Here is a 14038-nt window from a genome sequence, read left to right as displayed (position 1 = left end):
GACGTGTTAGGCTAATAATACATTTAAACTTATCGTTGTTTCTTCATCACCATTTACTTGAGTAATAAGCGCGTCTCGCGTTTTAAAATTAACACTTAATGCAATAGACTTATCTTCTAGTTGCCACGTTAAACAACATATTCCCTGTGTACCGTGAGCACTAAACTCTCCTGCAAAAGCGGGGTGTTCATTACGTAATTTAATGAGCTCTATTAAACCTTTTACTACAGGTTTATCTAGCGCATGCTCAATTGTTTCAGTATTTAAATACGGGCGGTTAATATCACGGCCCACATTGGTACGCGCAAGTAAATCCATATCGTTTTCGCAGGCAAATAAACCGCCGTAGTACACTTGCGGCACACCGGGGGCAAAAAACTGTATGGCACGCGAAATCAAATAATCTAAATCGTTAGCGCCTAATGCATTGTAATACGTGCAATTTACTTGGTATAAATCAACGTTACTGGCAGCAGCACCCGTAGCTTGGCGGCTTTGGTTATTGCTGTTGGCATGCATGGTTTCTACAAGGGTATCTATTTGCTGAGCATTTAATAGCCCTGGCTTGTCGCCCATTGGGCCTGCATCAATAATGCCTATGCCGTCGTGCGTATCAAGTACAGTTAAACAGTTGCGTGGTGAAATTTGTAACCATTTAAGTAATGCATCTACATCGTTATTAAATAAGCTATGTAAAATAAGCGGCGGTAATGCAAAGTCGTAAACCATGTTTACACGCTTTGCTACTTCTACTTGTGTTTGGTAGTGGCTATGAATTTCAGCAATGGTTTCCATGCCAAGCTCGTTTGCTTGCTTTGACAAGTTATCTAGGTAGCCAAAGGTTTCGTCTAGCATAAAACAGTTTGTACCGGCTTGTTTAATTGCGTAACCCGCTGCATCTAGACGAATAATATTTACGTTATTTTCAGAAAACTTAGTTAATACGTTATTTAAATACGCAATACCCGCTTCAACTTTTACGTTTATGTCAATTTGGTTATCGGTAAACGTGGTCCAAAAGTCATACGTTTGACCATCGCCACACTGCATTGGCGTAAAACAGCTACCGGGGCGCGGGCGATAAATTGCTTGTTGCTCTTGCTCGCTCATACCATTTGGAAAAACGTCTTCTTTTGTTAAAAACAAATCCCAAAATTCTGATTGCTTGCCTTTAGCTAGCACATCTTGAAACTGATAAGACTGCGCCGATACATGGTTAACGATTAAATCAGCCATTAGGTCATGGTTTTCACCCAGTGCTTGAATATCAGCCCATGTACCAATGCGAGAATCTACTTCGCTGTGATCAATCGGGTCAAAGCCCGCATCGCTTCCATCAATAGGATTATAAAAAGGTAAAAGGTGCACACCACCAAATACGCCCTTCAAAGGACCTTTTAACAATGTTGTAAGTGCGTTTATATCTTGACCTGTGATTCGATCAGCATATGTGATCAATTGAACTTTATTCTTCATCATGTGTGATTACCAAGTTGAAACTTAATCGATTAAGATATATCTTTAACTAGCACGTACAATTTTACAAGTAATTTTTAAATATTTTACATACAAAAGTTGTGGCAACGGTAATACTAACTAGAGTAAGTGATTGAGTTATTACTATAACTTGAGCCACAACGAGGAAAAATCACATGACGAATTTACACACACACTCGCAAAGCGACCCAATGCAGCGCATACGAATACTCACTTACATGATGTTTTTTATGTTTGCGATGACCTCAGATGCAGTAGGTATGATCATCCCTGAACTAATCACAGAGTTTGGTTTAAGTATGACCCAAGCCAGTGCTTTTCATTATGCACCTATGGCACTCATTGCCTTTAGTGGTTTGTTTTTAGGCTTTTTAGCCGACAGCCTAGGCCGTAAACAAACCATAATGCTGGGCTTACTTATTTTTTCGCTCAGCTGCTTTTTGTTTGCCTTTAGTAATAGCTTTTCGGTGTTTTTAATTTTGCTGTGCTGTATAGGGCTTGCCATTGGTTTATTTAAAACCGGCGCACTAGCGCTACTTGGCGATATATCTGCAAGTAACGCAGAGCACACTAAAACCATGAACAAAGTAGAAGGCTTTTTTGGTATTGGTGCCATAGTTGGCCCTGCGCTGGTAGGCGTACTGCTTACTCAAAACGTGAGCTGGACTTATCTGTACATTATTGCCGGCGTTATGTGTTTAATTTTAGCGTTAATGGCATGGCGCGCCGACTACCCAAGTGTTGTTAAAAGTACTGAAAAGCCCGCTTCGCTTGCCACCACCATGAAAATGATCAAAAACCCGTATGCACTTGGTTTTTCGTTGGCTATTGCCTTATATGTAGCTACCGAGGTTGCTATTTACGTGTGGATGCCAACACTTTTAAAAGATTACACAGGCTCGTGGCCTTTACTTGCAACCTACGCACTTACTATATTTTTTGTATTACGTGCTGCTGGGCGCTTTATTGCTGTATGGCTTTTAAATCACTTTAGCTGGCAAGGGGTTATGGCTTATTTAAGTTTAGGCATCGCACTGTGTTATTTGGGTACTTTGGTAGGCGGTGTTGATTGGGCGGTAGGCTTACTTCCGCTTTCGGGTTTATTTATGTCGATGGTTTACCCTACTTTAAACTCTAAAGGTATATCGTGCTTTCCTGTTGCACAACATGGTGCAGTAGCGGGTGTTATTTTATTTTTTACCGCGCTTTCGGCCGCACTTGCGCCTTTATTTATGGGCATGATAAGTGATTACTTTGGCCACGTACGCTACGGTTTTTACTTAGCTACCGGCTTTGCTGTGATCTTATTTTTAGCCATGCTTTATAACTTTTACCGCGACCCTGCGGCAAAAGCATTAACTAAAAATGCATAAATGGCTGCTCAAGTCAGAATAAAAAATACCTTTAAAATCAATATAAAAACAAAAAAAGTGCAAATTACACACAAAAATAATTTGCATATTGTAAAAACTTTGTTATTTTTACTTAATCGATTAAGTAAAAATAACAAACTCACACAACACAATGAGGCGTTAACATGACAACACACCACACACCTTTATATTTAATCAGTGCCTTAGCACTTGCAGTAAGCCAAGGCGTTCATGCACAAGACGAGCAAGAAACCAAAGTGCAAGCTAAGCAAGGGCTTGAAACAATTGTTGTTACCGGTGTACCTCGCCGCACAACTATTATGGCATCGAGCTCATCAGTAAGCAGTTTATCGCTTGAGCAAGTTGAGGTATCAACGCCACGCTCAACGGCTGAAGCATTTAGAATTATCCCGGGTGTTCGCGCTGAATCAACAGGCGGTGAAGGTAATGCAAATATTGCAGTGCGTGGCTTACCTGTAGCATCGGGTGGCGCCAAGTTTTTACAACTGCAAGAAGATGGTCTGCCTGTAATGCAGTTTGGTGATGTTGCCTTTGGTAACGCAGATATATTTATGCGCCTTGATAACACAGTGCAAACAATCGAATCAATTCGTGGTGGCTCAGCCTCTACATCAGCCAGTAATGCACCTGGCGGCATAATTAACTTTATTTCTAAAAATGGCGAAAACGAATCGGGTAGCGTATCTACTACTGTTGGCCTAGATTACGACAGTGTACGCACCGACTTTGAATACGGCACCTATTTAACCGACAGCGTGCGTTTTCATGTAGGTGGCTTTGTACGCCAAGGCGAAGGCCCGCGCGAAACAGGTTACACATCAAATAAAGGTGGCCAAATTAAAGCTAACCTTACTAAAGATTTTGAAAACGGCTATGTACGCCTTTACTACAAACACCTAGACGACAAAAGCGTAGGTTATTTACCTATGCCAATGTACTCAAATGGTGACTCTATTGCCGGCTTTGATGCACAATCAGATACACCGCATTCTGCGTTATTTACTAAAACTGTTCGTTTAAACGGTGAAAACCAAATTAGCAGTGGTGATTTACGCGACGGCATGAACCCTAAAGTGGATGCGGTAGGTTTTGAAGCTGTATTTGATTTAGATAACGATTGGCGTATCGAAAACCGTTTTCGTAAATCGTCAATTAGCGGCAACTTTAACTCGCTTATTCCTGCTGAGGTTGGCAGCGCATCGTCTATTGCACAAAGTATTGGCGGTGTAGGCGCAACACTGAGTAACGCAAACACAGGCGAAGCATTTAATGATGAACTTGCCATGCGTATTCACACTTTTGATGTAACACTTAATGACTTTGGCTCTATTGTTAACGATTTTAAACTGACTAAATCGTTTAGTGATGACACTAGCCTAACCTTTGGTTACTTTGCCTCTACACAAAACATTGCTATGTCGTGGTTATGGAACTCGTACTTAATGGAGCTTAAAGGCGACAATGCGGCGCTTTTAAATGTAACCGCAGCCGATGGCACTGAGTATTCAGAAAACGGTTTATACGCATACGGCACGCCTTATTGGGGTAACTGTTGTCAGCGCGATTACGATACCGAGTACGATACTCGCGCACCGTATGTTGCGTTTTCAACAAAACTTGGTGATGTAAGCATCGATGCAAGTGCCCGCTACGACAGCGGTGAAGCACGCGGTAACTACGCAGGTGCCGTAACCTCAACAGTAGATATGAACCGTGACGGTACTATTTCTATTCCTGAGCAAAACGTAGCAGGTATTGATATAGCTAATGCAAGCCCAGTTAATTACGATTGGAGCTACTCGTCTTACTCTGTAGGTGCTAACTACCAAATTGACCCAAGCCTAGCTACGTTTGCACGTATTAGTAAGGGCGGGCGCGCAAATGCAGACCGTTTATTATTTGGTAAAATACGCAGTGACGGAAGCGTAGCCGATGAAGATGCAGTAGATGAAGTAAACCAATTTGAGATTGGTGTGAAAAAACGCTTTGATTCGTTCTCGGTATTTGCAACAGCCTTTTACGCAGAAACAGAAGAGCAAAACTTTGAAGCAACATCGCAAACCTTTTTCGACCGTGAATACGAAGCAAAAGGGATTGAGGTTGAATCAACTTACTTTATGGATGCGTGGGACTTTAGAGGTAACTTTACTTGGACCGATGCTGAAATTGCAAAAGATGCGCTAACCCCTGAAGTTGTAGGTAACACACCACGTCGCCAAGCGGATTTAATTTACTCACTAATGGCGCGTTACAGCTACGATAACGGCGCGGCAGGTGTAAGCTTTATTGGTACAACCGATGCTTATGCACAAGATAATAACGACCTTAAGTTTGACGGCTACACGCAAGTAAATGCGTTTGTAAGCTACGACTTATCAGAAAACTTAAACCTTGCGCTTAATGTAAACAACCTATTCGATACAGTAGGTATTACAGAAGCCGAAGAAGGCTCAGTACCTGAGAACGACATTATTCGTGCCCGTACTATTAACGGCCGCACTACGTCGGTTACTTTAAAATACGCTTTTAACTAAATGTGTATTGCGCTGCAGTGAGTCATCGCTGTAGCGCCTTTTAAAGTATGAATAAATAACACCCTTCATGTTTTTAGCCTAGCCTTGCTAGGCTTTTTAGGATATTCCAAATGACCAAACTCCTGTGCTTAGGCGAGCTTTTAATTGATATGCTGCCTCAAGATGCTCATAACTCAGCGTACTTACCCATCCCTGGTGGTGCACCTGCTAATGTTGCTGTTGGCTATGCAAAACTTGGCGGTGATGCTGCATTTTGTGGTGGTAAAGGTGACGATCATTTTGCCAATCAATTAAGTAATGCATTGGCTCAATACAATGTAAATACAGACTATTTATTTACCATTGCTGGCTCACAAACCGCCATGGTAATAGTAAGCCTTGATGAAACAGGCGAGCGCAGTTTTGGCTTTTATCGCCATAACACAGCCGATGTACTTTTAACCCAAGCGCATTTAGCGCAAATAAATTGGCAAAGCATAAGCACCCTGCACTTTTGCTCAAACACCCTAACCGATCCAGCCATAGCTAGCACAACGGTTAAAGCGCTAGAGCTTGCTAAAACACATAATAAGCTCGTTAGTTTTGACGTAAATTTACGCTACAGCTTGTGGGAAAACATCCATGATATAGCCAGCAATGTCCAAGCCTGCTTCGCTTATTGCGACATAGTTAAGCTTTCGCGTGATGAACTTAATTTTTTAGCAAAGCATAGCGAAACAACGGGCGAAGATTACATTCAAATGCTATTAAATACCGGAGTAAAACTGGTGTTTTTAACCGACGGGCCTGAGCCTGCTACGGTTTACCACAGCGCATTTATACTTAACGAATCGGCACCAAAAATAAACGCAGTAGATACAACAAGCGCGGGCGATGCTTTTATAGCGGGAGTTTTATACTATTTAAATAACTTAGGGAGTGATTTAGTGCTGGCAGATAAACTAAATGATGAAACCAGCATAAAAAACGCCCTGCACTTTGCGCTTCAATGTGGCTCAAAAGCGTGTTTAGCTAAAGGGGCATTTCCGGCATTACCTGTGCTGGCTGATGTACTTTAATAGACCTAATGTTTTTTAGGTTCAAATATATGCAGTAACGCGTTGTTACTGCATAGCATCAAACACCATTTTACTATCCACTATTTGTTCAAAGTTCGTTATTTTTTGATTTTTAAGCTGCCAAATATGCACGACCCTAGCTTGCATTTTTTTACCCGTTTTAATATAAGTACCAGAGTACGTGCCATACACTACAACAGTATCATCTTGGGATAAGTAGTTTTGTGGCGTAAACGTGTAGTTATACCACTCGCTTGCAAGCTTTTGAAAAACATGTTCAGTAATATCATTCATACCATGGTAAGTACCAGCATAGGCAAAACCGTCAGCCTCTTTCCAAGTAATAGTATCACTTGCATGAGCAACTAAATTTTGCCCATTCTCTTGTGATGTTTTGCCTTCATACGTACTTTTAATTATGTCTATGTTGCTCATTTTCACACACCCTTGCACTATAAAAAGGAAGCTCAATAAAGCTGTAATATAAACAGCTTTATTATTTAGAAATTTCATCACACTATACTAGCCCAACTGATTGCTGTAAGTAGGTAACCCACTGCTCAGTTTTTCCATAATAATGGGCTATATCAGCTTTTTGCCACTTACCTGTGTCAAATTCAAATGCTGCACTAGGAAAACCTTGCCCATGAATATCGTGTAATAAGCCGCGGCTTTGTGCTATATGTTGATCTGTTGCATCGCCTTCTAAGGCATTAAAGTGGGTTTCAAATAAGGCCTTGTTTAAACCCAGCTCCAATGCAATATCAGTCAGTACATGCAACTGCATAATGTTTTTACCCTGAGCATAATAAGCATGTTGAATACTATTAAGCATTTCCCCACCTGATATACCAAGCTTTTGCGCTGCCAATATAGCGGTAATAGCCGGAGCCGAGTTGAGTATAATATCGTTGGTTTTTAAAAGCCCATCAGTATAGTTACTACCAAATACCTGACCGGTTTTCTTCGCTATGACACTGTCGTTTTTAAGTGCAAATTCACGCCATGCAGGAGTCACAGGTTTGATATTATCACCTGTTAGCATGCCTCCACTGTGTACTTTTACAATTAAACCATCAATATTTTCAGCAGCGGTGATCAAGGGCACGCTGCCGTAAGTCCAACCACATAAAGGGTCAACAATTATATGTAACGTTACGTTTTTCATTAATATTTCCTATCTAAATAATTGTTTAACGCAAGGGCACTTAGTGCCATTGCATCTCACCCATAACCACTTTTGAGCCCAACTCTAAAATGCTTCTTGCACCTAAATCAGGGTAAGCTTGAGTCATGATCTCTACAAATTCAGCTGAGTTTTTTGCATTTTTTGCAGCGCTATCCGCTTTATTTAAGTACCCTTTCATGAATGACACACCAGAAAGGTCTTGTTTACTGCCCTGTAAAAAGTGACCTGGAATAACAGTCTGAGGTTTTAAATTCTCAATGTTATCTAATGTTGACTGCCAAGTTTGACGCTCTGCAGCAGTGCTCGAATCGGCCAACCACACATGCATTTGATCAAATACTACAACCCCACCCAGCACTGTTTTTATAGAAGGGATCCAAAGGTAAGTATGATTTGGATCATGCTGTAAATTTTTAATAATAATTTCTTTCCCATCTACAGTTAGGCTATTTGATAGTATTACTTCTGGCAAAATAAGTTCTTTAGGTGCATTGCTCTTTAAAATAGGCCCCCAATAATTTAACTTTCCTTGCATTGAGCGTTTAATATTCTCTACTGTTGATTTAGTCGCTAATAACTTTGCTTTTGGAAAAGCAGCTTTAATTACATCTAAACCAAAGTAAAAATCAGGGTCGCTGTGACTAATATAAACAGCTGTTAATGTTTTACCGCTCGCTTTTATTTTTTCAACCAATGCTTGTGCATCATTACGCTGAAATTGGGCATCCACTAATAACACTTCGTTATTACCACTTATAATGCTTGATGAAACAGCAAAAATACTTTTGTCTTGTGGGTTATATACACCCACAACTAATTCACTTTGCGCTAATACCGGTTGCATTAATGTGCTTGCTAATAAAGCTGTTGCTGCTAATACGTGTTTAATTTTTTTCATTCTCAGTAGCCTGTTTGTTATTTCGTTAAGATGAGGCTATTGTATGTTGCAATTTAAGAATGAAAAACTAGCCAAAATGCAACTATCTGTTGCATAAATCGAACATATAGGCGAAGTGAATGGATAGAATTATTGCAGCTGATGTATTTATAAAAATTGTAGAGCAGAAAAGTCTAGCCGGTGCTGCCCGTGCTTTAGATATGTCTAGATCTATGGTTACACGGTATTTGAATCAAATGGAAAAGTGGGCAAATACCCAACTACTCCATCGGTCAACAAGAAAAATAACACTCACGTCAGAGGGTGAAAAAGTACTTAATCACAGCCGAGAGCTCATTGCCATCGCCCAAAACATTAGTGCGCCGATAGAAAGTAATAACAGATTGAACGGGCAAATTAGGTTGTCGTGCTCGCCTTTTTTAGCACATGATGTACTACCAGATATGTTGCAACAATTCTTACACGCTCATCCCGAAGTCAGTATTGATGTACAAATTAGTAATCACGTTACAAATTTGGTAGAAGAGCGAATAGATTTAGCAATTAGAATTACCAATGACTTAGATCCTAATATAATTGCTCGCCCACTTGGGAAATGCCATTCAGTGTTATGTGCAAGCCCAGAATATTTAGAAAAAAACTCTAAGCCTATAACTACGGATGATTTGAGTCGCCATAACTGTTTAAACTATTCACGGTTTGAAAAAAGTATGTGGCACTTTTCACACCCTGAAAACCCCGTATCTGTAGCGATTGCTGGTAACTTCAGTGCTAATGATTCGAGCTTACTGTTAAAAGCTGCTCTTAATAATCAAGGAATAACTCTACAACCTAAGTTTGCTGCGCAGAAATATATAAATAATGGAAAGTTAATACATTTACTACCACACCTTAAACCACAAACTTTGAGCATATACGGTATTTACCGCTCTAGGAAACATCAGTCACTTGCACTTCGTTCATTTATTGATAGCTTAGTAGCGTATTTTGATAAAATTGATACTTAACAATAAGCGAAAACTATTAAACGTTCGCTATAAGTCCTTTATTTAAGAGTTGAAATAGCGCTTTGTAAGCGCTATTTTTTGGGAGAAGGGATTTATTATTCGTCTAACCAATCTATGGCGGCGGTGGCGTTTTCATAGTATTGCACCTCGCCTGAGATAAACCAATTGCCTATTTTAGCCATGCGGGCTTGCCATTCTTGATTGCCATAAATAGCAATTTTATTAAATTCTTTTGAGTGTCTTACGCCAAGCTTTAAATCATCCCACGCGGCGCGAAGCTCCCAGCCTTCTAGCTCGCTGGCATCAATAAGCACGTTTGCTATAGGGTGTTTAACCTCGCCAAGGGCAGAGTCGATCATGGGGGTAATGACTTTATAGTCGTCGTGGGTTAGCGTTCCTACAGCTTTTAGTTTTAAAAAAAATTCTCGGCCTGCGCGTTCAATACCAATAGATAAACCATGTGTTGTGTGTACCATGCTGCTCTCCTTAATCGGGTGCGCTTATGTTATTTACAGCCTGTGTGAGTGGGTTTAATAACGAAAGTTGGAGTTAATTAAAGCCTATAAAGTAAAATTATTCCCTTTAAAAAATAAAAACCCCAAAAATACCCATCACTTACTGAGTTAAACTATAAAACTACACCGTATTAAGTTAATTAGTACTGAACTAAATCAAACAATACTGCTAAATAATGCTATTTGCTAAGCGTTTTGTACGCGCTCAATTTGCTTATTTACATCGGTTAAATGACCTAATTTTAGCCACACTTTTGCACCATGCTTACCAGCGGTTATATTAAGCTCGCTATTAATAGGCAGCCTTAACCAACTGTGTTTTACTAATACGTCTGATTGCTCACTTACATCACCTTCAAGCACCAGTAGCTCAGCCCCACCGCTTGCACTAATTTGCATGTTGGCACCGGCTTTAAAGTGCAATAGGCTAACGTCTTCAAAGTCATCTTTATAAAGCGGTGTAATGGCAAGTCCTTTAAATGTGGCGTGTTGCACGCTGCCCATATGCGGTGTTTGTAAACGTACATGGGTTCTATCTTGTGGTTCAAATTGCCAAAGCTTTACAAAATAACGCAGCCATTTTGTGAGCCTGGTTTATGCTTTGACTGAGGTGGGTTACGAATATACGACCCTTGGGGAAAATCCCCATGTTCGTCTTGAAATACGCCTTCTAGTACTATAAATTCTTCGCCACCTGTATGCACATGAGGCGAAAACTCGCTCCCTGGTGCATAGCGTACTATGCTTGTAGCGCGTGCAACCTCGGCCCCTACTCTATCAAGTGGGCGCCTATCTACACCTGCCATTGGCGAGGGGATCCAATCAAGTTGTTCACTATGAACAACGACTCTCTGGGTAAAATCGGCAGCTATTTTCATTTTATTACCTTTAAAATTGCATAGTGTGAGAGTAAATTTTATGCATAAAAAAAGCGAGCTTATTAAGCTCGCTTATTTAATTTTTAACGCTTTACGCTACATCTAGCTTTTTATGCTTAGAGTGTACAAACACTAAACCTACTAAGCCAATAACAACCACAGCGGCACCAATTGGTTTACCTAAGTCGGCCGATAAATTAAAGCCAATGGCCGCTGTCATTATGTAAGACAATGTCACACCTGTAGCAATAACAGCAGGTACACTTGCAATCCAGTGAAAGGCACGTCTATCAAATAAGTACTTAGTAGCAAGCCATAGTACGCTTGTTGAAAGCAGCATGTTTGAAAATGCAAAGTAACGCCAAATCAACGAGAAATCTAACTTAGTCATAAAGTAAGCAATGGTTAAAATAGGCAGAGCTAGTAATAAACGATTACGTAAGCTTTGCGGAATATTAAATGCATCAACAACCGTTAAGCGCAGTGAGCGAAACGCTGTATCGCCCGATGTAATTGGGAAAACAGCTACGGCAATAATCGCCATAATGCCACCAAGTACACCTAAGTAACTATTTGCTACGTGGTTAACAACTAAGCCTGGACCACCTTGGTCAAGCAATGCTTTTAAGCCTGCGTAACCTTCTGGGAACGCTGCAATACCAGCAAGCGCCCAAACACAGCCTACAATACCTTCACACATCATTGCGCCGTAATATACTGGGCGTACGTATTTTTCGTTAGTTAAACAGCGAGCAATAATAGGCGCTTGCGTAGAATGGAATCCACTAATAGCACCACAGGTAATGGTAATAAATAGTAACGGCCACGTTGGTAAGCCATCTGGGTTTGGCTCTAAAAAGTCGTGCGCGTGGTCGGCTTCAAAGTATGCTAAAAAGTCACCCGCCACTGGTAAATGTGGTGCATTAATTAATAATGAAACGGCAATTGCAACGGTCATTACAATCATTAGTGCGCCAAAGATTGGGTAAAATTTAGTAATGATTTTGTCAATTGGCAGTAACGTTGCTAAAAAGTAGTACGCTAAAATGGCAAGTACCCAAAAGGTGTTATTAGCAAAGAACGTATCTTGAAAAACATCTAAGTTACTTAATAAGCCCGCAGGGCTCATAATAAATACAACGCCTACAAAAAACAGTAGCATGGCTGTAAATATCAGCATAAAGCCTTTAAATACTACATTGTAATAATGACCTGCAATTTCAGGTAAGCTTTTACCATCTTCTTTAATGCTCATCACACCCGAGAAGAAGTCATGTACCGCACCACCTAATACGTTACCTAGTACTATCCACACTAGGGCAACTGGGCCGTAAAGCGCACCTAAAATTGGGCCGAATATTGGGCCTACGCCGGCAATATTTAAAAACTGGATTAAAAATGCACGCACAGGGTGAATGGCTACATAGTCAACACCTTCGCTAAAGCGTTTTTGCGGTGTATCAACTGTTGTATCCATACCTGCTTGTTTTTCAACAAAGGGGCTATAAAACTTATATCCCAGTATTAAGATTGTGATGCAGATAAAAAAGATGATCATAAAGCACGTTTCTCTTTTTGTATTTGGAGTATAGAGCGTGTAATTTTCGCTCCGCCTTTTCAATCCGTGAATAATCGACGAACATTAACAAAGTATTAATTCCCCCGCTATAAGACGAATAGCTAATACACAAGGGTCTGTAGACCTTTCAAGGTTAAATTTGCAGCAGCCTGTTTGGTATTTAGGCAAGGCAGAGCCTATGTGGTGTGGTTATTCCCCATAAGTAGGCGATAACGCAGCATTAATTCCAAACAGGCGCGGCCCTTCGGGTTCTGCCTAGGGGCGATTTACTCTTTTTTGCTCGGTTTTGACTTATTCTTACATGGATGTAAGCCAGTAGGGTAACGCAGGAGCAGTTACCGAGCCCACTAGGTTACAAACCTCGCGCCGCGATTAAACCGCCTCTAGTTTGAACAAATTGCAAACTGCAAAGGTCAACAGACCCTATTTAAGCCACTTTTTATGCACCTTGCTCAACACTTAATCTAAACGGCTTAATAAATAAAAATTAAAGCAAAAAAAAGCGGTTTTACTTTAAAAGTAAAACCGCTTTCACACACAATGATTGGGTGTAACTGTGATTTTTCACATTAAGCTGGGCTCATAAACTCATTAATTTGCTCATGAGTAAGTGTAGGTGTCGCACCGGCGCTTTCTGCAACCATTGCGCCTACGGCACAAGCAAAATCAACCGCGTGCTGGGCACAATCGCTACTACAAAGCTGATAAATTAACGAACCTAAAAACGAATCTCCTGCGCCCACTGTATCTACAACGCTAATTAAATAACCTGAGTTATAGTAATTTTCGCCTTTAATAGTGAGTAGTGCACCGTGGCTACCTTTGGTTACACAAAGGTATTCGGTGTTGGTTTGCTCTGCAATAAACGCTAAGTTTTGCTCAAGTGAATGGAACTTACAGCCCATTGCTTTGGCAATTTCGTAAAGCTCTTCATCATTTAACTTGATGAAGTCAGCTTTATTCATTAAATCTACTAGCGTGTTTAATGTGTAATGTGGTGCACGTAAATTTACGTCAAACACTTTAAAGTTAGCAATATCAACTAGCTGGTTTAACGTAGCAAGTGAGGCTTCGCTTCGGCCAATTAAGCTGCCAAACACAAATACATCACTGGCTTTTACTTTGTCAATAAGGGTGTCAGTAAGCTCAATGTTATCCCACGCAGTGTCGGCTACTATTTCGTAACTGGCTGAACCGCTTTTATCTAGAGTAACTTGTACTGTGCTGGTTTTTTTGTCGTTATTTACGCCAATGTATTCGCAGCTTACGCCTTTGTTTTTAATCTCGCATAATAATTCAGTACCTAACTCATCGTTACCTACTGCGCTTATCATGTCGGCTTTAATACCAAGCGAGTTAATACGTACACACATATTAAGAGGTGCGCCGCCTAAACGTTTATCGTTTGCAAAACAATCCCATAGCACTTCACCAAAGCAACTTACGCTTACGTCTTTACCTTGTTTAGAATCAATTAAAATGCTCATTA

At 40.5% G+C, this 14038-nt stretch carries 11 protein-coding genes and 1 pseudogene; 4 read left to right on the top strand and 8 right to left on the bottom strand.

Annotation, left to right across the window (positions count from 1 at the left end):
• Positions 1–6: 6 nt before the first annotated feature.
• Positions 7–1479, bottom strand: coding sequence for a sucrose phosphorylase (gene gtfA / locus ALFOR1_RS18060; RefSeq protein ID WP_104643932.1), 1473 nt, complete (start codon positions 1477–1479; stop codon positions 7–9).
• 173 nt (positions 1480–1652) lie between these two features.
• On the opposite strand from gtfA, the gene ALFOR1_RS18055 reads away from it, so the two are divergent.
• From ALFOR1_RS18055 to ALFOR1_RS18045, 3 genes are all read left to right on the top strand, one after another.
• Positions 1653–2870, top strand: coding sequence for an MFS transporter (locus ALFOR1_RS18055; RefSeq protein ID WP_104643931.1), 1218 nt, complete (start codon positions 1653–1655; stop codon positions 2868–2870).
• 164 nt (positions 2871–3034) lie between these two features.
• Positions 3035–5425, top strand: a complete 2391-nt coding sequence (locus ALFOR1_RS18050; RefSeq protein WP_104643930.1) for a TonB-dependent receptor domain-containing protein — start codon at positions 3035–3037, stop codon at positions 5423–5425.
• 110 nt (positions 5426–5535) lie between these two features.
• Positions 5536–6483, top strand: a complete 948-nt coding sequence (locus tag ALFOR1_RS18045; protein WP_104643929.1) for a carbohydrate kinase family protein — start codon at positions 5536–5538, stop codon at positions 6481–6483.
• A gap of 45 nt (positions 6484–6528) precedes the next feature.
• Here the strand turns inward: ALFOR1_RS18045 and ALFOR1_RS18040 are convergent, their stop codons facing one another.
• The 3 genes from ALFOR1_RS18040 to ALFOR1_RS18030 all read right to left on the bottom strand — a co-directional run bounded on the left by ALFOR1_RS18040 (position 6529) and on the right by ALFOR1_RS18030 (position 8570).
• Positions 6529–6918 (bottom strand): nuclear transport factor 2 family protein, encoded by a 390-nt coding sequence (locus ALFOR1_RS18040; RefSeq protein ID WP_104643928.1) that lies wholly within the window; start codon positions 6916–6918, stop codon positions 6529–6531.
• Between the two features lie 82 nt (positions 6919–7000).
• Positions 7001–7651, bottom strand: coding sequence for a DsbA family protein (locus ALFOR1_RS18035; RefSeq protein WP_104643927.1), 651 nt, complete (start codon positions 7649–7651; stop codon positions 7001–7003).
• Positions 7652–7691: 40 nt separating this feature from the next.
• Positions 7692–8570 carry an MBL fold metallo-hydrolase gene (locus tag ALFOR1_RS18030; RefSeq protein ID WP_104643926.1) on the bottom strand — a complete coding sequence of 293 codons (879 nt, stop codon included), beginning with the start codon at positions 8568–8570 and terminating at the stop codon, positions 7692–7694.
• Between the two features lie 119 nt (positions 8571–8689).
• Here ALFOR1_RS18030 and ALFOR1_RS18025 point away from each other — a divergent pair, with 119 nt between their 5' ends.
• A complete protein-coding gene (locus ALFOR1_RS18025; protein WP_104643925.1) occupies positions 8690–9577 on the top strand; it encodes a LysR family transcriptional regulator in 888 nt (295 codons plus the stop codon).
• 95 nt (positions 9578–9672) lie between these two features.
• Here ALFOR1_RS18025 and ALFOR1_RS18020 read toward each other — a convergent pair whose 3' ends face one another.
• From ALFOR1_RS18020 to ALFOR1_RS18005, 4 genes and pseudogenes are all read right to left on the bottom strand, one after another.
• Positions 9673–10053, bottom strand: coding sequence for a SpoIIAA family protein (locus tag ALFOR1_RS18020; protein WP_004589535.1), 381 nt, complete (start codon positions 10051–10053; stop codon positions 9673–9675).
• A 225-nt stretch (positions 10054–10278) separates the two neighbouring features.
• A pseudogene (locus ALFOR1_RS18015) lies at positions 10279–10970 on the bottom strand (cupin domain-containing protein).
• A gap of 91 nt (positions 10971–11061) precedes the next feature.
• Positions 11062–12528: a carbon starvation CstA family protein gene (locus tag ALFOR1_RS18010; protein ID WP_104643924.1), complete on the bottom strand. Its 1467-nt coding sequence runs from the start codon at positions 12526–12528 to the stop codon at positions 11062–11064.
• A gap of 590 nt (positions 12529–13118) precedes the next feature.
• Positions 13119–14036 carry a carbohydrate kinase family protein gene (locus ALFOR1_RS18005; RefSeq protein ID WP_104643923.1) on the bottom strand — a complete coding sequence of 306 codons (918 nt, stop codon included), beginning with the start codon at positions 14034–14036 and terminating at the stop codon, positions 13119–13121.
• Positions 14037–14038 lie beyond the last annotated feature (2 nt).

It is taken from the genome of Pseudoalteromonas carrageenovora IAM 12662 (assembly GCF_900239935.1).
Taxonomy (GTDB): domain Bacteria; phylum Pseudomonadota; class Gammaproteobacteria; order Enterobacterales; family Alteromonadaceae; genus Pseudoalteromonas; species Pseudoalteromonas carrageenovora.
This window is presented reverse-complemented; position numbering and strand designations above follow the sequence as displayed.